This window comes from Corynebacterium freiburgense, from assembly GCF_030408815.1.
GTDB lineage: Bacteria > Actinomycetota > Actinomycetes > Mycobacteriales > Mycobacteriaceae > Corynebacterium > Corynebacterium freiburgense.
In genome coordinates this window covers 870870-897744 of the sequence record NZ_CP047355.1, presented here as the reverse complement: position 1 = coordinate 897744, position 26875 = coordinate 870870, and the positions used below count along the sequence as shown (strand labels likewise).

Annotated in this window: 23 protein-coding genes, 1 pseudogene and 1 riboswitch; of the genes and pseudogenes, 5 read left to right on the top strand and 19 right to left on the bottom strand. The window is 50.1% G+C overall.

Features of this window, described 5'->3' with window-relative positions:
- Positions 1-128: 128 nt before the first annotated feature.
- From CFREI_RS04110 to CFREI_RS04095, 4 genes are all read right to left on the bottom strand, one after another.
- The gene (locus CFREI_RS04110; protein WP_156907794.1) at positions 129-701 is read right to left on the bottom strand and encodes a hypothetical protein; all 573 of its coding nucleotides are present in this window, start codon (positions 699-701) and stop codon (positions 129-131) included.
- Between the two features lie 81 nt (positions 702-782).
- Entirely contained in the window at positions 783-1352 is a 570-nt protein-coding gene (locus CFREI_RS04105) for a hypothetical protein (RefSeq protein ID WP_027013200.1), read from the bottom strand.
- 916 nt (positions 1353-2268) lie between these two features.
- Positions 2269-2832 (bottom strand): hypothetical protein, encoded by a 564-nt coding sequence (locus tag CFREI_RS04100; protein ID WP_156907793.1) that lies wholly within the window; start codon positions 2830-2832, stop codon positions 2269-2271.
- A 14-nt stretch (positions 2833-2846) separates the two neighbouring features.
- Complete coding sequence (locus CFREI_RS04095) at positions 2847-4490, bottom strand: RHS repeat domain-containing protein (RefSeq protein WP_027013196.1); 1644 nt, start codon at positions 4488-4490, stop codon at positions 2847-2849.
- Between the two features lie 352 nt (positions 4491-4842).
- Between CFREI_RS04095 and CFREI_RS04090 the strand changes: the two genes are divergently transcribed.
- A complete protein-coding gene (locus tag CFREI_RS04090; protein ID WP_027013195.1) occupies positions 4843-6477 on the top strand; it encodes a peptide chain release factor 3 in 1635 nt (544 codons plus the stop codon).
- Here CFREI_RS04090 and CFREI_RS04085 read toward each other — a convergent pair.
- From CFREI_RS04085 to CFREI_RS04070, 4 genes are all read right to left on the bottom strand, one after another.
- The gene (locus CFREI_RS04085) at positions 6425-7303 is read right to left on the bottom strand and encodes a CPBP family intramembrane glutamic endopeptidase (RefSeq protein WP_051256045.1); all 879 of its coding nucleotides are present in this window, start codon (positions 7301-7303) and stop codon (positions 6425-6427) included. The genes CFREI_RS04090 and CFREI_RS04085 overlap by 53 nt on opposite strands.
- 52 nt (positions 7304-7355) lie before the next feature.
- Positions 7356-8000: a response regulator transcription factor gene (locus tag CFREI_RS04080; RefSeq protein WP_035112324.1), complete on the bottom strand. Its 645-nt coding sequence runs from the start codon at positions 7998-8000 to the stop codon at positions 7356-7358.
- Positions 8001-8067: 67 nt separating this feature from the next.
- Entirely contained in the window at positions 8068-9177 is a 1110-nt protein-coding gene (locus CFREI_RS04075; protein ID WP_156907792.1) for a sensor histidine kinase, read from the bottom strand.
- Between the two features lie 18 nt (positions 9178-9195).
- Positions 9196-10080, bottom strand: coding sequence for an alpha/beta hydrolase (locus tag CFREI_RS04070; RefSeq protein ID WP_027013193.1), 885 nt, complete (start codon positions 10078-10080; stop codon positions 9196-9198).
- Between the two features lie 101 nt (positions 10081-10181).
- On the opposite strand from CFREI_RS04070, the gene CFREI_RS04065 reads away from it, so the two are divergent.
- The 4 genes from CFREI_RS04065 (at position 10182) to CFREI_RS04050 (ending at position 14091) form a co-directional block, all read left to right on the top strand.
- On the top strand, positions 10182-10805 hold the full coding sequence (locus tag CFREI_RS04065) for a LysE/ArgO family amino acid transporter (protein WP_027013192.1): 624 nt from the start codon (positions 10182-10184) through the stop codon (positions 10803-10805).
- 39 nt (positions 10806-10844) lie between these two features.
- The gene (locus CFREI_RS04060; RefSeq protein ID WP_051256044.1) at positions 10845-11522 is read left to right on the top strand and encodes a DUF4253 domain-containing protein; all 678 of its coding nucleotides are present in this window, start codon (positions 10845-10847) and stop codon (positions 11520-11522) included.
- 380 nt (positions 11523-11902) lie between these two features.
- A complete protein-coding gene (locus CFREI_RS04055; protein WP_027013191.1) occupies positions 11903-13123 on the top strand; it encodes a DUF6882 domain-containing protein in 1221 nt (406 codons plus the stop codon).
- Between the two features lie 8 nt (positions 13124-13131).
- A riboswitch (FMN riboswitch) is annotated at positions 13132-13277 on the top strand.
- Positions 13278-13359: 82 nt separating this feature from the next.
- Complete coding sequence (locus CFREI_RS04050) at positions 13360-14091, top strand: nicotinamide mononucleotide transporter family protein (protein WP_027013190.1); 732 nt, start codon at positions 13360-13362, stop codon at positions 14089-14091.
- 3 nt (positions 14092-14094) lie between these two features.
- Here CFREI_RS04050 and CFREI_RS04045 read toward each other — a convergent pair whose 3' ends face one another.
- The 11 genes and pseudogenes from CFREI_RS04045 to CFREI_RS03995 form a co-directional block, all read right to left on the bottom strand.
- Complete coding sequence (locus CFREI_RS04045; protein ID WP_027013189.1) at positions 14095-15147, bottom strand: enoyl-CoA hydratase/isomerase family protein; 1053 nt, start codon at positions 15145-15147, stop codon at positions 14095-14097.
- Positions 15148-15246: 99 nt separating this feature from the next.
- Positions 15247-16101, bottom strand: a complete 855-nt coding sequence (ppk2, locus tag CFREI_RS04040) for a polyphosphate kinase 2 (protein ID WP_027013188.1) — start codon at positions 16099-16101, stop codon at positions 15247-15249.
- Positions 16102-16128: 27 nt separating this feature from the next.
- Complete coding sequence (locus CFREI_RS04035; protein WP_027013187.1) at positions 16129-16452, bottom strand: putative quinol monooxygenase; 324 nt, start codon at positions 16450-16452, stop codon at positions 16129-16131.
- 21 nt (positions 16453-16473) lie between these two features.
- On the bottom strand, positions 16474-17397 hold the full coding sequence (locus tag CFREI_RS04030; RefSeq protein WP_051256043.1) for a zeta toxin family protein: 924 nt from the start codon (positions 17395-17397) through the stop codon (positions 16474-16476).
- The gene (locus CFREI_RS04025; RefSeq protein WP_027013186.1) at positions 17381-17698 is read right to left on the bottom strand and encodes a hypothetical protein; all 318 of its coding nucleotides are present in this window, start codon (positions 17696-17698) and stop codon (positions 17381-17383) included. The genes CFREI_RS04030 and CFREI_RS04025 overlap by 17 nt, the downstream gene beginning before the upstream one ends.
- 1857 nt (positions 17699-19555) lie before the next feature.
- Positions 19556-21109 (bottom strand): annotated as a pseudogene (locus tag CFREI_RS04020) (ABC-F family ATP-binding cassette domain-containing protein); the annotation flags it as partial.
- Entirely contained in the window at positions 21088-22053 is a 966-nt protein-coding gene (locus tag CFREI_RS04015; protein ID WP_027013182.1) for a 4-(cytidine 5'-diphospho)-2-C-methyl-D-erythritol kinase, read from the bottom strand. The gene CFREI_RS04015 and the pseudogene CFREI_RS04020, both read right to left, overlap by 22 nt.
- Entirely contained in the window at positions 22046-22921 is an 876-nt protein-coding gene (rsmA, locus tag CFREI_RS04010; protein WP_027013181.1) for a 16S rRNA (adenine(1518)-N(6)/adenine(1519)-N(6))-dimethyltransferase RsmA, read from the bottom strand. The genes CFREI_RS04015 and rsmA overlap by 8 nt, the downstream gene beginning before the upstream one ends.
- Positions 22922-22958: 37 nt before the next feature.
- Positions 22959-24104 carry a resuscitation-promoting factor gene (locus CFREI_RS04005; RefSeq protein ID WP_027013180.1) on the bottom strand — a complete coding sequence of 382 codons (1146 nt, stop codon included), beginning with the start codon at positions 24102-24104 and terminating at the stop codon, positions 22959-22961.
- A 240-nt stretch (positions 24105-24344) separates the two neighbouring features.
- Positions 24345-25190: a TatD family hydrolase gene (locus CFREI_RS04000; RefSeq protein ID WP_027013179.1), complete on the bottom strand. Its 846-nt coding sequence runs from the start codon at positions 25188-25190 to the stop codon at positions 24345-24347.
- A gap of 16 nt (positions 25191-25206) precedes the next feature.
- Entirely contained in the window at positions 25207-26673 is a 1467-nt protein-coding gene (locus CFREI_RS03995; RefSeq protein ID WP_051256041.1) for an aldehyde dehydrogenase family protein, read from the bottom strand.
- Positions 26674-26875 lie beyond the last annotated feature (202 nt).

Below are 26875 nucleotides of genomic sequence, written 5' to 3'. Positions count from 1 at the left end.
ATAATCCAAGCCAGCATAGATAAACATTTAGCACAAATAAAACAACGCCCATAATGTGAACAACCACCAATAGGCAAAAATCAAGCATTCAAACTAAAGCGGGCAATGCTCCTACTTGATGCAGACGCTCACCATTTGTCACTTTCTGCATCCGGAAAGATTTCCGCAAACTCCTCCGAATAGGTGAAAAACACACCATACTCATGATCATTGACATTATATACATCAATGTTCCCAGGCGCATACACAAAACTCCGCCCACCACGCAGATACCGTTCATAAATCTCCCCAATACCAACTTCATTAACGATATAACCCGAAAACATCTGCCACACCCCCTCAGGAAAACCCGGCTCATCGGTCACCACTAAAACAAAATTACCAAACCTGCCTTTGCTGAAAATATCTTCAATCAAAAACACCTCCCCCACCGGCTTCACCACGTCAAACACACCAAACCTAGCCGTAGGAATACCAAAAAACTCCAAAAACGGATCAGGCGTCCTATCTGACGCCCGCGCCTCCTCCAACCACGGAGACGCATTCGCCATCACAAAAAACTCTTCAAGTTTTCGAAGCACCATCAAATACATCCGCAATGCATCATCAGCATTCACCATCGCACACAGGCGATGAAAACGCCGCTCAAACTCATCCCGTGGCAAATCAACAGTCCCCTTCACACAATCATCAAGCGACAAAACTTCCTCTCCCCAAACCGCGCACCGCTCACAAATACATAAACAAAACTAAAATATTTTACACAGGTTTACTAAAACCAATTACTCGAAACGAGCAGACCGCGGAAATAAACCTACAAACTCTTTTGTATAGGTAGCAAACGCACCAAACTCATTGTCATGTATATTATCTTCATCAATATTCCCAGGCGAATACACGTAGCTCCGAGTACCACGCAACCACCGTTCATCAAGGGCTTCGAACCCGTCATTGTGGATCATATAATATGAGAATGCTGACCGAACCCCCTCAGGAAAACCCGGCTCGTCGGTCACCACCAAATCAAAATCATCAAACCTGCTAATACTGAAAATTTCCTCGATCAAAAACTCCTCCCCCACCGGCTTCACCACTTCACACACACCAAACCTCGTCAGCGTTCCCCCTAATAAAGGAGGAACATAAGGAATACACGGCTCATTCGAAGTCCACGCCACCTCCAACCACGGTGACCCATCCGCCATTGTAAAAAACTGCTCACTCCGACGACTCACCATTAAATACATCCCCAACGCATCATCAGCATTCACCATCGCACACAGGCGATGAAAACACCGGCGAAACTCATCCAGCGGCAAGTCCACTAGCGCTTGTACAAAACGATCTCGCATCAAGCTTTCCTACCCTTCCAATTCACAAACTATTATCGCGCACCAAAACCGAAAACATGTTCAAAAATTGGTGCGGCTTAACCTCACGGCGAATCCACCACCATAACAACCACAGACCTTGCAACAACGACTACCAAATACGCGGCACATAAAACAGCCAACGATATACCTGTTTATAGTCGCTATCAGTACTAGTGGTATACATTTGCGCTTCCTTTAACAAATCGGTGCACGTTAAGTAGCTACCGATGCTCTTTTTAATAGCATTACGAGTATCTTTTCTGTTTGGGCATGCTGTGTAGTCGGTAATCAGTACTACCGGCTGTTTATCCGTGTTCGCGGCATACCGAAGCAGCTTTTGCTCCGCGTGGAATGAACACCCCATCACTCGCTTCCTCGCGTAAGACGAAAGGTTCTTTAAATCCTCCGCATCTCGAACCTTATTCACCGGCCATGCCACATTTTCAAATCAAATAATCGTGCCTTTGAAATTATCAATATACTTTACTAAATCGTCCAATCATCCACTGTCCCGGAAGCATAACAATCTCGACTTCCAATGTCATTATTGTTGCTATATTAAAACCACGCTCTTTCTGCCCCACATACATTTGTCTATTAGCCTCTACCACAAGATCATCGAATCCTTTTATCACTTGTTCAATAGCACTTTGAAACTTCTCATTGCACCTCTGTAGCCCGAAATAGTCAGTCCACGTCAAAGGATTAGGCACATACTGCGAGGACACCACAACACCACTAGCAACATCCACACACGTCTTCGCAATACGACGCCCCCGCAGATCAAGGCCTAAACGATCCCATCAACTCAACTGCACCCACAGCAGAATACCGAAACCCCTCTAACGAACCAGCAGACCCCACAACCCACGGTGCACACGCATGGTGAAGCCAACTACTCGAAACGAGCAGACCGCGGAAATATATCTACAAACTCCTCCGAATTCGTATCAAACACTCCAAACTCATTGTGATATATATTATCTTCATCAATATTCCCAGGCGCATACACACAACTCCGCGCACCACGCAAATACCGCTCATAAATCTCATTAATTTCGATTCTATGCTCCAAATAATCCGAATACACTGGTCGAACCGCATTAGCAAAATCAGGCTCATCGGTCACCACCAAAGCAAAATCACCAAACCTGCTAGTCCTGAAAATGTCCTCGATCAAAAACTCCTCCCCCACCGGCTTCACCACCTCGCATACACCAGACTTGCTCTTAGGAAAACCCACCGACCACAGGTGCTCCAGAAACCAATCAGGCTTCTCATCTAATACCCACACATCCTTCAACCACGGTGACGCATCAACCATTGCAAAAAACTCTTCCCCCTGACCACACAGCATCAAATACATCCCCAACGCATCATCAGCATTCACCATCGCACACAGGCGATGAAAACACCGACGAAACTCATCCAGCGGCAAATCCACCATCACAATAGCCACACACCTTCCAACCACTAATGCCAATCACGAGGAACAAAAAACCGCCAACGAAATACTTTTTTCGCGTGATTGACGGGATCCATCAACTCTTCTTTCAATGCATCTATACAGGTCAAATACCTACCAATACTCTTGTAGATACCATGTGTACTGTCTCTATCATTTGGACATGCTCGGAGTTCAGGAAGCAATGCTACCGACTGCTTCCCCTCGTTCGAGGCATACCGAAGCAGCTTTTGCTCCGCGTGGAATGGCCGCCGCATTATACGCTCCCTCACGTAAGACGAAAGGCCTTTTAAATCCTCCGCATCTCGAACCTTATCCACCAGCCATGGCACATCTTCAGACCGAATAATCGTCCCTGTAATATCTTTCGGCACGTCCGTTAGTTTGTCTGCAGCTCCTGAAGCATGAAAAATCTCTCCATCTAATGTCACCATGGTAGCAATGTTGTAATAATTTGATCCCCCATATTTTTCGACGAGTTCCTTGAATTCTTTTTCTGCTTGAAGAATGGCATTATAAAGCTCCTCTTTGCACCGCTGTAGCCCGAAATAGTCAGTCCACGTCAAAGGATTAGGCACATACTGCTGCGCCCCACCCGGGCTGGGAACAACCCCTAAAGGGTCTTGAGAGGTATAAACACCGGCGTACGGGTCATAAAACCGAAACCGGTTATACACCCATCCAGATTCCGAATCCACATATTGCCCAGCAAACAACAGCGGAGAAGCAACCCCATCCCAATCACGCACCCCAAACACCGACTGCCGAACCTGACCCGCAACCTCACCTGACACGACGTCGATAAGCTCTTGGGGCGCACCTGCAAGATCAGCAACCAACGCATAAAATACCGCATCCACCTGTGTTTGTGACCACCCCCGCACCCCATCCCCGGCGTGCGCCTTGCGATCTAGCTGCCCGACCACCTCACCGGAAACAGGATCATGCACCCAAAACCGCGCAACCACCCCATCCTCAGCACCACCGGCAGTAGTGACCTCCCCTACCAAAGCATCGCCAATATAGGCGAAAAACTGCGAGGACACCACAACACCACTAGCAACATCCACACACGTCTTCGCAATACGACGCCCCCGCGGATCATATGTATACCGCCAATACACGTTTTTGGCATCCGAGGACGAAAACTCCGATACCAACCCAGACGAGCCCAAATACCGGAACTGCTGTACCAATGGCGGCAACGAGACACGCTTAACCACAATCTTGGTCACACGCCCCAACGCATCATAGGTGTAATACCGCCGCCCCGCCTTGCGAACACACGTACCCTGATATTCCATCCGCGAAGCAAGCCGACCACCACCCCGAAAATCCCCAACGCCAAACGACCCCATCGACTCAACTGCACCCGCAGCAGAATACCGAAACTCCTCTAGCGAATCAGCAGACCCCACAACCTGCGGTGCGCGATGCAACCTGGTAATACGACCAACAGCATCGAGGTCAATTGTTGCCTTACCGCGAAGATGATCGACAATTTCTTCGACTGCACTATCACCACGCCAACCCCAAGTTCTACCCGCAATAACTGGAAGTTCATTAATGCTGGAACCACTATCGGACGGAATTTTTCGAACAAGATCCCGAACCCGACGACCTCGCTGATCCACAGCAATATCCCGAACCACCTCGAAAGCTTAGTGCGCTGGTCGTCCGGAAGTGGCTATATTTGTTCACCTAACATAGCCAGTTAGCTACTTTGCTACCCTAAAACCCCAGGTAAAAAATGTAGCAATGTAGCTAATTGGCTGGGTTTGGAAAAAGTTGCAGCCAGTTCCGGACCACCTGGGGTTTTTGCGCAGGCAATATCAGCAAGCAATATCAAGCAGTAAAAGGCACTTACTCGCAAACTCAACCATGCGATCTAACTTGGCTACCTGTCCTCGCATATCGGCGACTTTTCAGTGTGGTTTGTTTTGCGTTAGCTCTCGCCTTGTTGGTGGCCTATTGTTATAGGGGTTATTCACGGGAAGGAAGTTCATGTCCACTGTTGCTGCTGAGGCTGGTCGTCGTCGTACATTTGCTGTGATTGCGCACCCGGATGCTGGTAAGTCCACATTGACGGAGGCACTGGCATTGCATGCTCATGTGATTGCTGAGGCTGGTGCTGTGCATGGCAAGGCTGGGCGGAAGGCAACGGTTTCGGACTGGATGGAAATGGAGAAGGACCGCGGTATTTCTATCGCTTCGTCCGCTCTGCAGTTCGAGTATGCCCCGGAGGGGCACCAGGGCGAACCATTTATGATCAACCTTGTGGATACGCCAGGTCACGCCGACTTCTCCGAGGATACGTATCGTGTGCTTACTGCGGTTGATGCTGCCGTTATGCTTATCGACGGCGCGAAAGGCTTAGAGCCGCAAACATTAAAGCTTTTCCGTGTGTGTAAAGCTCGTGGTTTGCCCATTATTACTGTGGTAAATAAGTGGGATCGCCCCGGCAAGGCCCCACTGGAACTTGTGGATGAAATTGTCGCCGAGATCGGATTGCAGCCAACGCCACTTTTCTGGCCTGTTGGGGAGGCCGGTGATTTCCGTGGCTTAGCGCGCCTTAATGCCGATGGCGAAGCCGCAGAATATATTCACTTTATTCGAACAGCTGGTGGATCAACGATTGCACCGGAGGAGCATTATTCCCCAGAAGAAGCATTAGAAAAAGAGGATGGTGCATGGGAAACCGCTCTTGAGGAAGCCGAACTTTTGGCTGCCGATGGTGCAATCCATGATCAAGAATTATTTTTGGAGTGCACTACTTCCCCATTGATTTTTGCGTCTGCAATGTTGAATTTCGGCGTCCACCAGATTTTAGATACTCTTTGCGAACTCGCACCATCACCTGCGGCACGTACCAGCGATGCTGAGGTGGTCGCGGCGTCGACAAGCGCAATTGATGAGGTTCGCACACCGGAAGACGAATTTTCGGGTGTGGTTTTTAAGGTGCAGGCGGGTATGGATAAGAATCACCGCGACTCTTTAGCGTTTATGCGCGTGGTCAGCGGCGAGTTCGACCGCGGCATGCAGGTAACCCATGCGCAGTCCGGGCGGAGCTTTTCCACAAAGTACGCACTCACCGTATTTGGGCGCACACGTTCGACTGTCGAATCGGCATTCCCTGGCGATATTGTTGGCCTTGTGAACGCTGGTTCGCTCGCACCTGGAGACACCATTTATGCAGGCAAAAAGGTGCAATTCCCACCCATGCCGCAATTCGCACCGGAGCATTTCCGCACCCTACGAGCAAAGAGTTTGGGCAAGTATAAGCAGTTTCGAAAAGCACTGGATCAGCTGGCCGCTGAGGGCGTTGTCCAGATTTTGCGTAACGACGCCCGCGGTGATGCCGCACCAGTTATGGCTGCGGTGGGTCCTATGCAATTCGAAGTAATGCAAGCCCGAATGGAAAATGAATACAATGTAGAAACTATTGCCGAACCGGTGCCATATTCGGTAGCACGTCGCACCACTGCCGCTACCGCGCCGGAGCTTGCAAGGCAACGCGGTGTGGAAATTTTTACCCGCACCGACGGCGAACTAATCGCACTTTTTGGCGATAAGTGGCGTCTGCAATTTATTGAGAAGGAACACCCTGAGTTTGAGCTAGAACCGCTTGTTGCGGATTAACCGTAAAAAGTTTCCAACGCCACGCAATCACCAGGCCGACCATAACCCACGCCGTGCCGCAGAGTAACCAATGCACTGGGCTTTCTAAAATTGGCATATATAAACCAATAAGCCCAGATAAATGGAAACCTGCGTGCACGCCGATAGCAGGCCAGGTGGAATTTGTAATCAAGCGAGTTACACCTGCTGTAAAAGCAAAACCAAGCGGAATCGCAAGATAGATAAAACGTTCAACTAGGTTTTCTTGCCCTCCATTGGAGAACAGATGCAGCACCGTAAAAATCAAAGTGCTCCAAAACAATCCATGCCACGGATTCCGCAATGAAGAAATCAACCAGCCACGCCACACAATTTCTTCTGGAATCCCCTGGTAAAACACCCCCAGCCCAAAGGTAAGCAGTATTGATAACCACCAAGTATCCCCGCGCACTGCAACCTCATTATCTTGCACACCCACTGCTACAACTACCCAGGAAACAATCACTTGAATAATAAATGCGATTACTACCATCGCCGCACACCAGATCAATCCGCGTTTTTCAATACGCATTCCCAGTGAAGCAACTGGCAACCGATCCCAACGGGTAATTAGAAACCTTGCACCAAAATAGGCAACACATGAAGATATTGCATAAATTGCAATTGCTGCAATAGCGGCGGCCAACATTCCAGCATTACCACCACCAAAGAGTTCACCCTGAAATAGCGGCCGCAATGAACCGATAACCGAAAAAATCGCCGGAGCAAATACCGCAAGCACTGTAAGACAGATTGCGGCGAGCAAGCGAAGGAAAATCCCCAATGGTGTTATATTTTGAGTTTTCATAGTGCCATTGTTGAACCAGCTCAAAGGGAATACTAGTGCCCATAGTCACGAGTTATCTGTGAGTATTATCATTCCCGCTATGCCCAATATGGGAGCGCTCGCTAAAGTGCAATGCCAACCTTGTTCGATCCGGCATTCCGGTTTTCCGTAAGAGTGTGGATACATGGTTTTTTATTGTGCCCTCAGCGAGAAATAGTGTGGACGCAATTTCTTTATTAGATAATCCCCTCCCCACAAGGACTGCAACGGAGCGCTCCGAAGGCGTCAAACATTCATATGGGCCAGGCACCGATAGAAGGTCTGCAATGCGGGGATCTATAAAGGTTGATCCACCGTATATGGTTTCAATGATCTGCGTTAATTTCTCGGGCGAGACATCTTTCAATAGAAACCCAGCAGCACCTGCAGCAAATGCCCGACGCACAATATCCGGCTCGTCAAAAGTAGTAAGAATTGCCACTGGGATCGAAGGCCAATGACGCCGAATTTCCGCCACAAGTTGCGGGCCGTCCATCCCTGGCATAACGGCGTCAGTAAGCACAATATCGATCGGTTGTGAATCCAGCACTGTTAAAGCCTCATCCCCAGAACCGCACACGGCGCACACCTCGATCGAAGGTGAATACGCAAGAAGAAGCGATAGACCGCGGCGCAGTAATTGTTGATCGTCCACAATCATTGTGCGAATTGGCCGCATTTCACCCTACTTTCAAAAACTGGTGCTTCCCCAAGTGTAGCCAGCATATTGCCAAGTGCTTTGTCTATTACAACGGCAATCGAATCTGCAACCGGAAACCTTTCGCATATGGTTCCGCAACCACAACTCCACCGAGTTTTTCCGCACGCGTGCGCAGTGATCGGATGCCGTAGCCATCACTTACCGTCGCATGCTCCACTGGTGTTTCCGAAAAATCAACCACACTAAACTCCAAATGTGTTGGCGAATACTCAAGCTGAAAATGTATTTGCTCGGGATCGCCGTGGCGCAGCGCATTGGAAAGCCCCTCCCGAGCCGTAATATGTATAAGCTCACCAATTTCTTGGGAAAATTGTGCGTTATTATCCGGAGTTTCAATATGAAAATCCAATCCAGTCCCGCGAAATGCGCGCGCCAATGCTTGTAAAGTATCGCGGAATTGCTCTACCGTTTTGGGAGTTTTGAGTTCCGGTGGATCGAGGGCACGCACCCAACGCCGCAAATCAGTAAGCGCTGTTGAAGCCAGCGTTCGCGCTTGTTCCACTTCATCCCAGGCTGCCGCACTATCAATAGCATTAATATTTTTTGCAACATCCAGGGACATTGACATTGCTACCAGCTGCTGGCCAAGACCATCATGGAGTTTGCGGGCAGCCGCAGTGCGCTCTTCACTTACGGCAAGTTCCGCTGTCTTTTGGCGCTCTTTTTCTAGTGAAATAACCACATATACAAGAAGGAAACACATAGATTGAAAGAGCAAAATACGTATAGAGTTAATAATTGTATTCCATAGTGGATTCTCCAAGGCGATGTATAAAAACACAATCGAAATAAAATATGCGACATAGCAATAAAACGCTGCGCGAAACCCATAACTGAGTACAAGCACACCGAAACTCCCAGCTACCAGCACCGCCGCGATTGGATCGTCAAGAACAATAGAAAGTACGCAGCCTAGTACGGCAATGGGAAGCGCTAGAAACCGTTGTTTGGTCTTCCGCCAATAGTGCACAAGGATCACAATGAACACAATTAAAGTCAACCCAGCACCAAATCGGTAAAGCGCTAAATCAAACTGATCCGGCACGAAAAACGGCCATACTAAAAGGTATGCAATGGATATTGCAATCAGTACAGCTAAATAAAACGTCGGGGTTTCCTTTTTTAACGTGTTCATTGTGCGCACGCGAATACGTTACAGCCTGCTATCTAGCCACTGCACAAGGTGCTGATACACCTCTTCCTTATTGGTTTCATTAAAAATTTCATGGCGGGCACCCGGGTAAACGTGCGTGACCACATCAAGCCCACGGCGTCGATAGGCTGCCGCAACATCATTAACGGCATTGATTCCACCAACAGGATCGAGTTCGCCAGACGCAATATAGACCGGCAATACAACCGGAAGATCGAAATACTGTTCGCACTGCTTAACGGCGCCAAGGAAATCTGCAAAAAAGCGGTTTGTTGCGGCGAAACCACAATCTGGATCCGCCATATATGCATCCACTTCAGCATGATCGCGAGATAGCCAATCGAAGTCTGTACGCTGCTCGAACCCCTTATTAAAACCAGCGAACACCAGGCTAGTAAGGAGTTTGCCGGGTTCTTTTGGAGATTTCATGCTCAAAAGATTCGCTAGATTTAGCCCGATTTGCCCAACAAGCCCAGCCCACGTGCCGGTGCCAATAATTGCAGCGCCGCGTAGCTCATCTCCATAGCGGAAAATATAGTCGCGGGTAAGAAAACTACCCATTGAATGCCCGACAAGGAATTGAGGCTTTTCTGGAAAGCGCTCGGCGGCATATCGACCAACTGTCTGAATATCCGCAATGACCGCATCCCAACCATGCTCATCAGCGAAATACCCGCGCGGTACCCCCTTGGTATTTCCATGACCACGGTGATCATGGGCAACAACCGCATATCCATGTTCATTAAGATATTCAGCCAAGGCATTATAACGACGCCCATGCTCCACCATGCCGTGCGCAATTCGTACAACCCCACGAGGGCTATCTACCGGCCAGGTATAGACACACAATTGCACATCCCCCGAAGGGATATGGGTAGTTTCCATTGTTCCTCCTCTATCAAACCTGCCACCAGCCTACATTTGCTTGAGCAGCACAAGCATTCTTAAATTGATGAGCGCTTTCGAGCCACCTACTGTAAGCACTTATGTTTGATACGCCCGCCATAATGACTGGCTTTACCGCCACCTTTGTTCTTATTGCAACAATTGGGGCACAATCAACCTATGTTTTGCGCCAAGGGATTTTGCGTCAATACGCAATAACTGCCGCATTTTGGTGCATTCTTATCGACGTCCTGTTTATTGCGGCAGGCATTGCTGGTATCGGTTTGCTAATCCACCAAATCCCCTGGCTACTTAGTGCACTCCGAGTTTTAGGTGCCGCATATCTCTGTCTCCTTGCTTGGCAATCAATCCAAAAAGCACGCAACCCTGCAGTGTTTTCGCAAGTACGCAATGGGCAAATAAAAACCCGGCAGAAAGTTACCCGAGAAATTCTTGGAATAACATTGCTGAACGCGCAAATGTATATCGATCTTGTTCTTATTTCCACCCTCGCAAGCGCTTTCGGTTATCCGGGTCAGTGGTGGTACTACCTTGGAGCAATTGCTGCCAGTGCCGCGTGGTTTTCTGGTCTTGCATTTGCAGGTGCCGCGCTCACACCGTTATTCCAGTCCAAACGAGCTTGGCAAATCTTGGAAAGCGCCACCGCATTAGTGATGATTTTTGTCGCCTGGCACCTTATTGAACCATTGGTTTTTGTTCCATAACCCGTGACCAGTCCAAGGGTGCTTTGCTATTTTTGTGGCATGTTCAATGCACACACCAAAATTACCGCAAAAGCACCAGGCAACCTGGGAATACTCACCACTTGGGGCTTACCCCACCGACTTATTAGCTCCGATGCGAATATGCCTATTGGGGCACTTATTACTCAAGGAAATCTCGCCGAGCTATATGTAAAATTCTTGCAGGATTTTCATACCACCGGTCTATGGCCAGTATGCACAAATGAGCCAGACGACCCTTGGTTGACTACTCGTCCTCCGGTACAGCCATTCGCCCCATCTCCTCCCCCGTTCCAAGGTCTTTTTCGAGCCAGGCCGGAAAAATCCCCACCGGAAGTACTCTTGTGCCCCGGACTTATCCCACCAGAAGCGCTATTACTGGTTCCAGTTCGTCGACCAGCTGATGTCCCCGCCGTTATAGGTTGGCTGGGCTCGGTAAACCAAAATCTGTTTGGAAATGATATTTCTGGATGTTTACGCAGTTGGGAAGACCGCTATGGTGCAGTCCTTGTCACTATAGGAGCGGATAAATTTGAGCTCATGATTACGCACCCGCCAAAAACTGCACAGCAAGCGCGGGAAATAGCGGAAGAAATCTACACTGTGTGCCCGGATATGGTGGCTCAGGGAGCGCATACTATCGAACTACTACAAGCCTTAGTGGAAGATTCTGACACTTGGTATTTTTGGTGGGATTAACGTAGCAAACAAAATGCAATCGGCATATGCGGTATTTGATTTGAAAATTCCCCATGGTTCATGCATGCGCAAATACTGTGGATACACAAAGATTATTCCCGGTAAAAATAAACCATATAGTTTTTAGAGGCGACCGCAATCTTGCAGATACTACGCCATAGGATTGCATGAAAATCGCTGCCCTAGGGTTTTACCTGCCCAAAACGGTGGTTTCTAAGTGTGCCCAGATATCTGCCTGCAATGCAAGATTTGCAGATGTAAACAAGTCCGAACGCTGAACAGCAACGCAATGATTAATAGTGAAGCGATAAGGCAACGCGAAGAATTATTTATAGTAGGTTGCGTCATTTTCATTTCCATTACGGGTACCATAGGTATTTGTGCAACATTCGAACCCAACAAACGTTAAAGAAGTCGCCCATGATGGTCTTATCGCACAAGCGGGCGTCGATAATGCATACGCCCAATTGATTGGTGCCCGACGTAGCGCCGATTTCGACGCTGACGGTGCGGCTACAGGGGTTGCTGGCGCCACACATAGGGTGCGGTATTTTGGTGCTGGGAAAGACCTTACGCTACCGGCAAAAAAGATCGCTTCTGTCCGCGATGGCACGTGGACCTGGGATGATCCAATAGCAGAAGCCTTTGGCGCGGAATTTAATATTCCGGAATTTAGCGGTGAGCTCGCTGGTTCAATAGAGCTTGAGCAAGCTGCCCGCACGCTTCATGATAATGCCCCATTGGTTCGCGCGCCCCGCGCTGATGGCACCACCGATATCCTTATTGTCATGGCGGAACTTCCGCTTTTAGAGCCTCAAGTATGTATTCGAAGCGCAATACCGCGGCTTACTCCCGATATTGATATTCAGCGAGCGCTTACTGGCTTTGCCGCCATGCGGGAATTGCCTATTGCAATTACAGAATGGGATGCAGAAATCGCTGGTGAAAAACTTATTATCCGCAATGGACAACTTATAGATATTGTTTCAGATATCAGTATCGACGATGTTCGCGCAGATGCCATTTTCCTTTCCGCTGAATATCAATTCCGCGCCGATTCGCTGCTCCCAAATTGTCAGGGACAACTCCAACCAGATCGGTCAACAGCGCTGCTACACGCCACAAATGTCCCGCAAATGGTAATGAGTGCACAACCAATTGCGGTAATTACAGATACGCAGTGGACTTGGGCATGGGCTGATCCTTCCCTTTCGGATCTAGCGGCTGGTCAGCGCCTACGAAATTTCGGGGCCCAACATGGGATTCCAGCTCTTGTGCAACCTACCCTGCCAATTGAATCTGCTTGGCAGCTTAATCTTCCTGAGGTTGCCAAACCGATCTTAGGTTTCTGGACCCATATTGTGGTGCCCTTTGGGACAGATCGTTGGGCCATGGTGCTGGTGCGCGATGCCACATTGGACCTACCGCCTGCTACGCAAAAGAGCGTTGAAGGTATTTTGCGAACCAAGATTGACCCAGCATTGGATCGCACCCGTTGTGCCACCGCATATGCCACAGCACGAGCAATTCATCAGACCACAAATGACTTTAAGGTCATTTTCCACACCCCTGATGGTGAAGTGGAGTGGAGCCGGTACTAAACTATTGCCTACGTTCTCAGGGCGGGGTGTAATTCCCCACCGGCGGTAGTGCCATTTTTGGCGAGCCCGCGAGCGCCACCTGCAAAAGGTGGGTCAGCAGATTGTGGTGAGATCCCACAGCCGACGGTAACAGTCCGGATGAAAGAGAGCTGTAGGTATAGAGCATTATGCCTGCGTTTCAAAGCCCCGAGGATTCATGTGTGTCCCGTTTCTTCTTTTTATCAAGGAGATTCCTTGTGAATCCTTTTACTCAGTTACTAGATGCCACCTTGGTTATTGGCGGCGTCCCAATTCTTTGGCGTGAGATTATTGGCAACCTATTTGGTCTTGCTTCTGCTATTGGAGGTATGAAGCGAGTAGTTTGGGCTTGGCCAGTAGGTATTCTTGGAAATCTTTTACTATTTACCGTATTTCTCGGCGGTGTGTTCCATACTCCTCAGGATTTGGATTTATATGGGCAAGCCGGCCGGCAAGTAATGTTCCTCCTAGTAAGCCTCTATGGCTGGATAACATGGGCGGCTGCAAAACAACGCGGCATTCAGGAATGTAAAGATACCAATCCTTCACGGTCTATTATTTCCGAACCGCACGAGGATATTGCCGCAGTACAACCCCATTGGGCAACCACTCGCGAGCGCGTGGGAATGCTGGTATTTGCACTCGCAGGCACCGCGTTTTTCGCTTGGGTTTTCGCTTCCCTCGGTTCTTGGGGACCGCTTGCAGATGCCTGGATTTTCACTGGTTCCATCCTGGCGACCTATGGCATGGCGCGCGGCTGGACGGAATTTTGGTTGGTATGGATCGGCGTAGATATTGTTGGCGTTCCGCTCTTACTTTCGGCTGGCTACTACCCCTCCGCGGTACTGTACATTGTGTACGGCGCATTTGTGATTTGGGGCTTTACGGTATGGCTTAAGATCCAAGCAAAAACGCGACAGGACTCCACTCAAGAACCCTGCCGCGTGTAACCATTACCTTCCAAGCAGCGTGCGGTAGTGCTGGGCGTCGACCTCCGCAATAGTCGCCGGGGTAAACGTCGGATTACGGTCCTTATCAATCAAAACCGCGCGCACTCCCTCCGCGAAATTCGGTTCCCTGCGCAGTGCCGAGCCAATAGTAAACTCATTATCAAGGCCCTTTCGCACAGTTTCCGCATAACGATTGGCCGCAAAAAGCTCCACCGCTGCCACTATCGACGCCGGGTTCGCCGCGCTCACCAATTGCTCCACCATAGCCACAAATTCACGATTCTCACACTGGGCAAGCGCCTGTTCGATTTCTGCCCAGGTTTCAAATCCGAAACATTGCTCGATCTCATCGATATATTGCGCCAACTCGGATTCCGTATCGACGTCCCGTGCGTACCGCTCCAGGGCTTCGTCCAAAGATTCGGCCACCACCATGGCAATAAAATCCTGCACATCCGAACTGTGAATATAATCCGTAGCCATGCCCGACCAGATCATATCTGCCGGGCTAAGCCGCCACCCCGTAACCCCAAGGAACGTAGCCAATGCTGGGCTTGGTCTGCCTAATGTGCCAACCATCCGTTGCATCATCCAACTAACCCCAACATCAGGAATAAAACCTATAACCATCTCCGGCATCGCTGCGTACGCCTTTTCGGTTACCACCCGATGCGAACCATGCAGTGAAATGCCAAGTCCGCCACCCATTGCAACACCATCAATTACCGCAATATATGGCTTTGGAAAATTCGCAATATCATTATTCATCTCATATTCGGCATTGAAGAACTGATCTCCGGCATCGTGTTCTCCAGCAATATCTTCATCGCGTACGGTTCGCACATCCCCACCCGCACAAAATGCCCGATCAGAAGCTGAATACACAACCACACGGTGCACAGACTCATCATCGATCCAGCGGTCCAACGCCACCGTGATAGTGTCCACCATTTCCGGGTTTAGAGAATTCAATGCACGCGGACGATTCAGTTCTAACATCCCCGTAGAATTACGAACAAAAGCATTGACTAGGTTTTCAGTTGGTCGACTACTCATGGGCCTAGTGTCCCACAACACAACCAAGCCCGCTACCGAATGTACATCACAACTATGTTCGCCTACCCCTTTTACCAGGGGATAGGCGAACAAAACTACTTACTTCTTTTTGGATTTTTTAGACTTCTTTTTGGTAGCCACAAGATGTTCAGCAACATCCGGAACATACCGGAAATCCGAACGAGGTGGGCGCTCATAATCATGGCTTGACTTCGGACGTTGCGGAATCTCCGGCAACGGCCGATCAATCTTTTCATATGGAATTGTGGACAAAAGATGACTAATCACATTAATACGTGAACGCTTCTTATCCTCAGATTCCACCGTGTACCACGGTGATGATGGAATATCAGTGTGGATAAACATCTCATCCTTCGCCCGGGAGTAATCCTCCCACCGAGTAATCGACTGCAAATCCATAGGAGAAAGCTTCCAGCGCCGCAATGGATCCTCCAACCGAGAATTAAAACGCCGAACCTGCTCTTCATCCGATACAGAGAACCAATACTTTCGCAGCAAAATGCCATCTTCTACCAAAAGCCGCTCAAAAATAGGGGCCTGATGCAAGAACCTGCGATATTCCTGAGATGTACAAAAACCCATCACACGTTCCACACCAGCACGGTTATACCACGAGCGATCAAAAATCACGATCTCCCCAGCAGTAGGCAATTTCTCCACATAACGCTGGAAATACCACTGTCCGCGTTCCCTCGAAGTAGGCGCTGGCAATGCCTCAATACGACACGTCCTTGGATTTAAGTATTGGGTAATTCGCTTAATTGCAGAACCTTTACCAGCGGCATCACGGCCCTCCATAATAATGACGATCCGCGCACCAGTTTCCACAACCCACTGTTGCATATCAACTAGTTCTGCCTGAAGACGCTTGAGCTCTTCTTCATAGGCAACTTTTGAAAGTTTTGGCAGCTTTTTTGAGTCCTTTTTACCCATGCTCAACAGCCTACTACCCCATGATGACTACTCGACACGAAACTCAGCCATTTGATCCCAATGCGTCTTCCCAGGAATCAATGTATTAATAATCGTCGGTGTTTTTTCAAGTAATTTCGGCATATCCACACAGGCCTGCTGAAAGTGCTCCGAACCAACATGGGCCTCCGCGGCGTCGTCAAGGAAACCCTCAACGAGCACAAATACATTGTCTTCATCCACCGAGCGATACCAATCAAAAAACAAACAGCCCGGCTCTGCACGTGTAGCCTCAGTAAACGCCGCTACCTGTTGCGGAAAAGTCTCCACAAATTCAGGGCGAACGTGAAATTTCACATTAATCAGAATCATGCGACACAGCCTACCGAAACTTCACCCCTCGATTAATGCGTCACTAATCCGCTTACGAAACTCCTGATGCCGCGCTGGAAGCTGCAACCCAACCGGCCGAAGCGCCTCCGCATCCCACGCCAAATTATACAGCAAACGTGATGTATAAGCAGTCACAAAACCACTATCAAGCAGGAACGATACACACGCACCATAGCTATCCCCCCACTGCTCCACCGACGTAATATCTGCAAAAAATGTATCCCGCACTTCCTCCAATGTATCCACCACCCGGTCCTGACGGGTAATCCGGTATCGATGCGCTAATTGTCGATCCGTCACTACAACTGAGCCAATACGCGAGGAAATAAACTCCTCAATGGTCGCAGCGAGCCCCAATAACGCAGCAGTATGTGCAGCTTCCGTAGTCCAACGCGGTAAAGAACCCCCGGCACGTGAAGCCTGGCGAAACCTATTCACTATCCCCAATCGCGACACACTCGACGGCACCGCAAGACACAAAAAACCAACCATATAGCCAGCATCCACAAATGTGCGCGCCTCATGTAGCACTGCCTGGGGATTTGCAAACGTGTTCTCAATTATGACATTGCAGCGATGTTGCCGAGCATGCTCAATAATCGTATTGCACCAAGCACCGACTGGACCATTGCTCAATACATCAAACCGCAACGGTGCCACCTTCGAAATCTCTAAAACCGCAGGATGTAGCTGGCGCAGAATATCCGAATCAACGACCACGGCCCCGCCCAATGCCCGCCGATAATGCTCCACCAACATACTTTTCCCAGAACCCGGTTGGCCACCAATAAACATTGCACTCGGCCGAGACATACGCGGCTGGTTATACACAAAATGCTGCACTAACCGATCACCAATGCGAACAATATCCGAATCACACACTGGAAAATCGGCAGCAGTCAATTTGTTAGCGGGTTTCGCCACCGCCAAGTCCCCCGATCGACGCTAATTCCTCAGTGGCATTCCTAGCCACCCGAAGAAGCCCTTCTACATCAGTTACATCAATATCGCGGTGAATCTGTTCCAATTGCGCTATCCGAACCTCGTACTGTAATTCCGTATCTCGGTGATCAACATACAAGATCCTACGCAAATACGCTGCCTTAAGTGTTGACAATGCATCATGCATCGCGTCATATGCAGCAAACGCATCAATGCTTGGTGAGGCCAAAGCAAGCACATCAAATGAATCACTAGGGTAAGACTTTTGCAATGTTTGAGGCATTCTATTCCTCCCCAAAGGTGAGGTTCATCAATATCTTTCCAATAGGTCCGGTCCCTATATAGGACCTTTACAGGTTTTAAGTTGGGTCTAAAGTATTGTCGCCGGAAGCCTATCAAAGCATACCCACGATCTACCACCCGAAAAAGTGCAGGCCACAGGATTTCTACGACGAAATTGAGGTGTGTGCGGGCGCGCGATTGAAGAAACTGCCAGATGTGCAAACTCCACGTTCTACAGCTATAAGCGTGGTAGGCACCATTATACGAAGCAACGTTCGATAGCATATGTTGTGCACATGTCGTTTCTTTTTGCGTACGCAAATCAGAGAAGGACCAGCGGCTTTACTGCGATAAGAAATCGATCTGATGCACGAAAGCTGCCATGGGATTTATAGCCGCACCCAACGGAATCAAAGCAAGGGCACGAAATTGGCGATCACTAAAATAATACAATTCACAGATCTGAAAGATCGGCCAATATTTAGCAAAATAACAATCAGATAACAGAATCTCCAGGTGTAGTTTGTTGGCGATTCAACCACCCCCAAACCACTGCCCAAGCCAACTTTGATGCAAGGAGGCGCGGACAAGTGCCCGAATGCTGGAACTCTGTGGGGCGGAAAGCTGGGATGGGAAAGCTGGGACGGGAGAGCTGGGATGGGAAAGCTGGGAAAGGCAGATTTATGTTGTGGCCGATCCGGTGTTTAGAGTCGTATTGGGCGCTGACCGGTCTTTTCGGGCGCTGGTTGGGCGTGTTGTCACAGATTCCATTTTTTCGGCGGATTTTATGGAATTTGTGACACGATAGGTAGGGAACCTGTCACAGATTCCATTTTTTCGGCTGTTTTTATGGAATCTGCGACAAACCCCAGGTCAACGATTGTGTGCAATGTTGGTTGCTGTCACAGATTCCATTTTTTCGGCTGTTTTTATGGAATCTGCGACAGTAGGGATGAAAACATCACTAGTTTGATAAGGTGCGCCTATTAAACACTCGGGAAAGCGGCTCGAAGGCTCGGGAAACCAGCCAACTCACCCCGGAAACCAGCTCAAACCCCCGGGAAGCCCTGGATTTTCTGCCGACCCACCCGGAAAACAGGCAGATTTCACATCACCCACAACCCACCACAACATTTCCCCAGGTCACACCCCAAGACCAGGAGCCCACAACACAAATCTGCCTTTCCCGGGCCCGTCTAGGCCTTCCTCAAGCCAGCCCAACCCCGCCCCAAGCTCTTCTAAACCATCACCAGCCCTCCCGTACCCCAAAACACCATAGAAAAAGAAACCAACCTCCCCCCCCGAGGACAAATTCACGCAGTCTGCCCCCAGCACAGGCATCCAATATAAGCCCCCCAGCCACAAGCACTCAACGTAAGCACAAAAGCTACAACTTTAAGGCAAGGATTGACTGCTCCTCTAGTTAAAGTTACATTGCATTCGCTTAACCTTCGAGCTGTTCGCCGAGTTCCATCCATTGAAGTTCATAGGCTTCTATATCTTCCCTAATCAGTGAGCTTTCTGTGCTGAGCTCAGTGAGTGCTTGAATGTCGGTTGCAGATGCTGCCATGCGCTGATCAATATCGGCAAGCTGGTCTCGGAGTTTCTCCATTTTCCGTTCAAGTGCTTTCATTTCTTTTTCCAACCGGCGCCTCGTTGCCGCATCCGGGCCCGCTGCGTTACCAGAGCTCCGGCCCGCTGCGTTACCAGAGCTCCGGCCCGCCGTACTACCTGTCCCAAACTCAGCCGTGCTACCCGAGTTACCCAACCCGCCGCCCACAGTCGAGCCGCCCACAGTCGAGCCGCCCACAGTCGAGCCGCCCACAGCCGAGCCGCCCACAGTCGAGCCGCCCACAGCCGAGCCGCCAGGAACACCAGACTTGCTGGCATTGAGCGGGCGGGTTTCTTTTGGCATGGTTTTGCGGCGTTGGAGGTATTCGTCAATGCCGCCGGGAAGGTTGGTGAGTTTGCCGTCGCCGAACAACGCCCACGTGGAGTCGCAGATTCGTTCGATGAGGTAACGGTCGTGCGAGATAACTACAAGTGTGCCTGGCCAGTTATCTAGGAGGGATTCAAGTTCTTGAAGGGTATCTATATCCAGGTCATTGGTAGGTTCGTCCAGGAGCAGGACATTGGGTTCGGCCATAAGGACTCGGGTGAGTTGGAGGCGTCGGCGTTCACCTCCGGAAAGGTCTCGGATTGGGGTCCGTTGGCGTTTTGCGCTAAATCCAAGGCGTTCGGCAAGTTGGGATGCCGTGAGTTCTTTTTTGCCAAAGTGAACGTAGTTGGCAACGGATTCCACGGCGTCAAGGAGGCGCATTGTGGGATCGAGGTCGTCGAGTTCTTGGCGGAGCCAACCGAGCGCTACAGTTTTGCCTTGAATCCGGCGGCCAGCGGTGAGGGGGTGTTCGCCGGCGAGGGTTTTCAGGAGGGTGGTTTTGCCGGAACCATTGACTCCAACAAGGCCGATTCGTTCGCCGGGTGCGAGGCGCCAGGTGGTGTTGTGGAGGAGGTCTCGGCCATCTGGGGTTTGCATCGAGGCGTCTTCGAGTTCGATAACAAGTTTGCCTTGGCGACGTTTGGAAAACGCCATGAGTTCTACGGTATCGCGAGGTGCCGGAACATTTGCAATGAGTGCTTCAGCGGCTTCGATGCGATAGCGGGGTTTCGAAGTGCGGGCAGGTGCCCCGCGCCGTAACCAGGCGAGTTCTTTGCGCGCTAGGTTTTGGCGGCGTTGTTCCATGGCATCGGCTTGGCGGGCGCGTTCGGCGCGGGCGAAGGTCCAGTCGTTATAGCCGCCTTCATAGGTGTCTACTTGGCCGTCGTGGACTTCCCAGGTCCGGGTTGCCACGGTGTCAAGGAACCAACGGTCGTGAGTTACCACAATGAGTGCGGCTTTTTGTGCGACAAGGTAATCAGCAAGCCACTGTACACCTTCGATATCAAGGTGGTTTGTTGGTTCATCGAGGATTAGAATATCCAGTTCCTGGACTAATGCGGCGGCGAGGTTGGCGCGGCGTCGTTCTCCGCCGGAGAGTTCGCCTACACGTGTGTCAAGCCCAAGGTCGATTATGCCGAGGCCGTAAAGCACTTCGCGGATATTTGGATTTGATGCCCATTGGTAGGTTTCGACGCCCAGCGGGCCAAGCACAATACCGGCGACGGTGGCTTCTGGGTCTAGGTCCGCGGATTGTGTGATCATTGCCATTCGAAGGCCATTCACATGTGAAACCCTGCCCTCATCTGGTGTTTCAATGCCTGCCAGCACCTTTAATAGGGTTGATTTTCCGCCACCATTTAAACCAACAACGCCAATACGGTCACCTGTCTGTACACCCAAACTTACGTTTGCTAGGAGTGTTTTTAAACCAAATGACTTTGAAACATTTTCTAAGTTGACCAAGTTTGCCATGTTTGTCCTTGTATAACTACGCCATCGGCTGGCCCTGTAGCGGTGGTAACAGCCGAAGCTACCCCATCATCGATAAGTGCGTCAGCCACCTGGTGTGCGTGTTCCATATCTGCGCATATAAATGCGCATGTTGGCCCCGAACCAGACACGATTCCTGCAAGTGCACCAGCGGCTTTTCCGGCGGCTAAGGTTCGCCGCAATTCCGGCAATAAGCTTAATGCAGCTGGTTGTAAATCATTTGCTAGGGCTTGTGCCAAGCGCTGCGGATCGGCGGTTATTGGACCGATCGGTAATTCATGGTCGTGACCAATACGAGGCATTGTGCGTTCTTGACGCAATTGATCAAGTTTTTGAAATACCGTTGGAGTTGAAAGCCCTTTCGAGTTCATTGCTAGCACCCAATGATGCGTCCCGCGATGCATTACTGAGGTGAGTTGTTCCCCACGACCAGTACCCAATTGCACACCGCCAACCAATGCAAATGGCACATCTGAACCCAGTGTGGCGGCAAGGCTAAGCATTTCATTCCGGCCAATTGCCCCATAGGCCGGGGCAAGCATACGCTCCATAGCGCATAGAGCTGCTGCCGCATCCGCAGAACCACCCGCCATACCACCAGCAACAGGAATGCCTTTTCGAATCGAGATTTCTACTTCTGGGAATTCCGTAAATCCTCGGTCCCGATATGCCGCTACCAGTAATTCCACAGCCTTCCAAGCAAGATTTGTTTGGTCGGTGGGAACGGTTCGAGGGCCCTGGACGGAAAGACCTCGTACTCCCCCACCAGCACCTACGGCGGTTAATGAAAGCTCATCCGAAAGTGAAAGTGACTCATAGATCGTTGTGAGATCGTGGTACCCATCCGGCCGGAGATCACCAACCTGGAGGTATAGATTCACTTTCCCATGAGCCGTAGCAACTACGTTTTCGAGAAACTCAGGCATGAGTGTGCTCCCTTAAAATTTCGGCAAGCCGAACAAAATCTGCAATATCAAGTTTTTCTCCGCGGAGTTGAGGATCAATATTGGCCGCTTGTAATGCGGTCTCCGCTGCTGCCGCCGAACCAAACACTCCTGTGAGCGCAGCACGGAGGGTTTTTCGGCGCTGGGCGAACGCGGCGTCGATAAGTGTAAATACAGCTGGGCGTAATGCGACGGGATACGGGTCAGTGCGATCAATGGCCACTAAACCTGATTCAATCTTTGGTGCTGGCCAGAACACATTTTTGCCTATGGCGCCGGCACGCCGTACGGAACCGTAGAATGCTGCCTTGACACTCGGAACACCGTAAATTTTTGATCCAGGTTTTGCAGCAAGACGATCAGCCACTTCAGCTTGGACCATAACTAAGACTCGGCGAATAGAAGGGAATTCGGCAAGCATATGCAGCAGTACCGGCACCGAAACATTATATGGCAGGTTCGCTACAAGCGCCGTTGGTTGAGTCCTAAGATCACTTTGGTGGATCTCTAACGCGTCGCGCACTATCACCCGAAGTTTGTCGGTATGCATCGGTGCCCGCCAAGCAATGGTGTGCGGCAGTTCCGCTGCTAGCCGTGGGTCGATTTCCACAACGGTGACACTCGCTGCCGTGTCCAACAGCGCGAGTGTAAGGGAGCCTAACCCTGGCCCTACTTCAATAACATGGTCTTGCGCACCAATTTCCGCAGCGGCAACGATTCGCCGCACGGTATTTGGATCATGGACAAAGTTTTGGCCAAGTTTTTTAGTAGGGGTAACGTCAAGTTTTTCCGCCAACTGGCGGATTTCTACGGGTCCCAGCAGTGCTGCCTGCGCGTCCTCATTGTGCATAGTGCATATGAATCTACCGCAGACAGCCTAGGAAAAGTTAACGCAAACCAAGCTTTGAGGTACAAGCAGGCCAGGCACCCCAACCTTGCATTTGCTGAAGTTTTTCCGCAACTGCAATTTGTTCTTCGCGGCTTGCTTGGTAAGCCATTGGTGCATACTGTCCGCCACCTGCGGCAAGCCATGAGCTTGGAGTGAATTGTAGGCCACCGGAGAAACCGTTGCCGGTATTAATGTGCCAATTGCCACCCGCCTCACATTGGGCGAGCGCATCCCAAACGGAGCCACCAGAGACACTTGGTGCGGATGGCTTTGGTTTGGTGCCTCGTTTAATGGTTGCTGGTGTGGAAGGCGCCAATTCCTTTTCTTCCACAATGTCATCGGCGACGCGCTGACCATTGACAAAGCGTAAATCACGGGTGACTTCTTTTTCACCAACAGTAGCGGCGGTAATAAGTTTTTCTTCACCTTGGAAGGTGTTTGCGTCATCAATATAGGTTGCTGGCGCTTCAAATGCGACTTTTTCGGTGACGCGTTCAATATGAACACGGTCAACGCGAATGTCCATGCCAACGGTAACTGGGGTGTCAAGGGCGGGCGTAACGACGTCGTCCTTACCTAGGTCTACCCCACGACGCTTCAGCACATCAGAAACGGTATTGGCAGCGATATTGGTGTAGGTTGTAGCACCCTCACCATCGGTAACGGTAATGATCTTCGGCTTAGTTACGCCAAGCTTCAAACCTTCCGTAGGGATCTTTTTTTGCCGATCAAAGGTGAGTAGGTCAGCATCGGTAACATCGCCGATTTCCCGCACAAGTTCATCAACGGTAAGTGCGGTGGAAGTGATGTTTTTGGTTTGGCCATCAATAGTGACAGCAACAGGCTTGGCGGTACGGACCACAATGGTCGCACCATCGCGGAGTTTTTCATCAGGTTTTGGGTCAATGCGATCTTTGGAGTCATACTCCACGCCCGCCCGTTGTAATGCCTCGCCAACAGTTTCTGACATGGTGGCAAGCGCAATGCTTTCCCCATTGACATCAACGTTAACGTCCTTCTTTTCGATGACGGCCAACCCGCCACTCACCAGAAGGGTAGCGAGCATACCGCCAGTGGCGACACGAAGCGGTACCGAGTGTGCCGAATTAATGCGGTGCAAAGCCGACTGTTGAGAGGTTTTCACGAATTTACCTTAGGTCTAGGTGTGTCAATCAAAAAGTCCAATAAAAGTCACAGTACGATAACTTTCCATTGTTGTCGAGGTAAATTGCAAACTGTTCGAATCATGCGTCACAGAAATTGACAACCGTTAACAGAAGTTGCAGTTTTTCGTGGCGTCGGTCACACCCTAAAGTGTGTATCGAAAAAGCTACACACAATATAAAAATGCCCCTTATTGTGGGCGCCCCACCCACTCAAAACCTTAGACAGGATTAACAATACCATAAACTTTATCAAAAGTTTGCATAAGTTCTTCGGCAAATTCCGTGGGCTGCTGGCCGCGAATCTCAGCTAAACAATAGGCAGTGTGCCCCACAATGGCTGGTTCATTGCGCCCACCCCGAAATGGTTCAGGCGTCATATAAGGCGCATCTGTTTCAATTAATAGCTGACCAGCAGGCGTTTTTCGAGCAATTTCACGCAACTCTTCATTACGCCGGAATGTTACATTGCCTGCAAAGGACAAAATATATCCACGTGCTATCGCTTCCTCCGCTACTGCCAGCGGCGAAGAAAAACAGTGCAAGATTGTGGTACGAGGAGTCGGTGCATCCGCAAGTACCCGCAAGAGCTCATTATCTGCCTCCCGATTATGAATCATCAGGGCTTTCCCGCTAGCCACCGCCAGGTCAATATGCCAGCGCAGTGCCTCTTCTTGCACATCCAGTGGTGCACAAGTATCTGATTTACCGATCCAGTATGTATCAAGCCCAGTCTCACCAATTGCCACGCATGCTGGGTCCGCAGCCATTGCTGTAAGGCGGGCGCGCGCGGCGTCATCAAGCTCATTGGCCCGAGTTGGATGAATCGCGCACGCAGCAAACACGCGTTCATTTGACTGGGCGGCCGCTAAGGCGAGTTCAGCCTCAGCAAGCCCATCACCTACAGTGCAGAGCTTTTCGACGCCCGCGGCCACCGCGCGTTCGACAATAGCTTCTACTTCATCGGGAGTTCGCGCCCCGCAAGATGCCAAATGTGTGTGCGCATCGACAATGCCGGGCAAGCGCGGTGCAGGAACAGGAGATGGCCGTGACTTCTTTTTACCCATAACCGCACAGTGTAGGTCACCCCAGGTGAATCACGCCCGTCCGCAGGTCAGTCATATCAAGGAGGGTATGTTTACCACCAATACGTCCCCACCCTGTGCGAGTGCCTCCAACGCCACCGAACGGCATATTAATATCCCAAAATCCATTGGAATCATTTACGATTACTTGGCCCGTACGGATATTCTCTACAAATCGATATGCACGCGCCATATCCTTAGTAAATACCGCACCCTGTAAGCCGAGTGCGTCTTGGTTTGCGAGCCGTAAAAGATCGTCATCATCTTGGCCAACGATAATCGGCACCACTGGGCCAAAAGTTTCATCCGTACTGAGCAAGCTATCTTCCGCAACATTATCCACTACGGTGAACTCGTAATAGAGATCAGTTGGGAAATATGTGCTCCGCCCACCACCAACAATAAAATCAAACCCACGTTCACGAGCCTCATAAAGATGCGCATCAACCTTATTCGCGGTCCGTTGATTATTCATCGGGCCCAATGTAGTTGCGGTATCGAACGGATCACCTAATATCGCTTCTTGGGACGCCTTTTTTATTGCAGCCACAAAATCTTTATGGACCGCCCGATGTACCAATACCCGACCAGTCGCACAGCAGACCTGGCCAGCATTATAGTAAGCCCCTTGCACCGCAGCCTTTGCAGCAGCGTCGAGGTCTGCGTCGTCGAGAACGACCACTGGGCCATTGCCGGACGCCTCAATAACCGAGCGTTTTAGGCCAGCAGTCCGAATGATTTGCTCGGCGGTAGCCGAAGAACCAATAAAACCAATTGCATCAATTCCCGGATGGGACACCAACTTGCTACCAAACTCACCATCACCAGGAAGAATATTGACTAACCCTGGCGGAAGTCCCGCCTGCGCAAGCACATCAACCATAGCGAGCAATGTGAGAGCGGTATGCGTAGGGGGCTTCACTACCAATGCATTCCCCGTAGCTAACCCTGGTGCAGCAAATTCCGAAAACATTAGTACTGGGAAATTCCACGGAATAATAATTGCCCATGTACCAACGGCTTGGTGGAAGGTCCACATGCGCTTCTTTGGATCATTTGACGGCAACGTTTCCCCATGCAGACGCACCGCATCCTCCGCATGCAAATGGAACAATTGAGCGGTTTCATCAATATCCGCATAGGACTCCGTAATTGGTTTCCCTTGCTCCAATGTAAGAAGATAGGAAAGCTCATCACGGCGCTGCGAAATCGAGTCGCCAATCCTATGCAAAATCTCCGCCCGTTGCCATACACCAATATCGCGCCAAGCGCGTTGCGCACTACGGGCACTTTCAATCGCGCGATGAAGATCCGGCATTCCCGGTTGCGCTACTGCAGCGATCACTTCCCCGGTGACTGGGCTTACAACATTGGTGGTGAGCCCATCGGTAGCATCACAATATTCCCCCTGGATATAAAGTTGCGTATGTGTCGGAATAATATTTTTGGGATTTTGTATATTCATTGGTCCGCTCCTTTTCGCCCACCCTATAGAAGACCTTGAACACTTGGCTAGGCTTATGCCATAAAAATATTGCGGACTGCCAAAATTTTAGAATGTATATAGGTTTCCAGGATTCACTAAAGGCAAATTCTTATTTCTTATTAAAAAATATTTCAGTATTGACGCAATGATCCCCACATTGCCATGATAAACACAACACTAA

Coding starts and splice junctions, on each gene's coding strand:
- CFREI_RS04105 (WP_027013200.1), bottom strand. CDS start 1,352: ATGCGAGATCGTTTTGTACAAGCGCTAGTGGACTTGCCGCTGGATGAG.
- CFREI_RS04090 (WP_027013195.1), top strand. CDS start 4,843: ATGTCCACTGTTGCTGCTGAGGCTGGTCGTCGTCGTACATTTGCTGTG.
- CFREI_RS04085 (WP_051256045.1), bottom strand. CDS start 7,303: ATGAAAACTCAAAATATAACACCATTGGGGATTTTCCTTCGCTTGCTC.
- CFREI_RS04080 (WP_035112324.1), bottom strand. CDS start 8,000: ATGCGGCCAATTCGCACAATGATTGTGGACGATCAACAATTACTGCGC.
- CFREI_RS04075 (WP_156907792.1), bottom strand. CDS start 9,177: ATGAACACGTTAAAAAAGGAAACCCCGACGTTTTATTTAGCTGTACTG.
- CFREI_RS04070 (WP_027013193.1), bottom strand. CDS start 10,080: ATGGAAACTACCCATATCCCTTCGGGGGATGTGCAATTGTGTGTCTAT.
- CFREI_RS04065 (WP_027013192.1), top strand. CDS start 10,182: ATGTTTGATACGCCCGCCATAATGACTGGCTTTACCGCCACCTTTGTT.
- CFREI_RS04060 (WP_051256044.1), top strand. CDS start 10,845: ATGTTCAATGCACACACCAAAATTACCGCAAAAGCACCAGGCAACCTG.
- CFREI_RS04045 (WP_027013189.1), bottom strand. CDS start 15,147: ATGAGTAGTCGACCAACTGAAAACCTAGTCAATGCTTTTGTTCGTAAT.
- ppk2 (WP_027013188.1), bottom strand. CDS start 16,101: ATGGGTAAAAAGGACTCAAAAAAGCTGCCAAAACTTTCAAAAGTTGCC.
- CFREI_RS04035 (WP_027013187.1), bottom strand. CDS start 16,452: ATGATTCTGATTAATGTGAAATTTCACGTTCGCCCTGAATTTGTGGAG.
- CFREI_RS04025 (WP_027013186.1), bottom strand. CDS start 17,698: ATGCCTCAAACATTGCAAAAGTCTTACCCTAGTGATTCATTTGATGTG.
- CFREI_RS04015 (WP_027013182.1), bottom strand. CDS start 22,053: ATGCCTGAGTTTCTCGAAAACGTAGTTGCTACGGCTCATGGGAAAGTG.
- rsmA (WP_027013181.1), bottom strand. CDS start 22,921: ATGCACAATGAGGACGCGCAGGCAGCACTGCTGGGACCCGTAGAAATC.
- CFREI_RS04000 (WP_027013179.1), bottom strand. CDS start 25,190: ATGGGTAAAAAGAAGTCACGGCCATCTCCTGTTCCTGCACCGCGCTTG.
- CFREI_RS03995 (WP_051256041.1), bottom strand. CDS start 26,673: ATGAATATACAAAATCCCAAAAATATTATTCCGACACATACGCAACTT.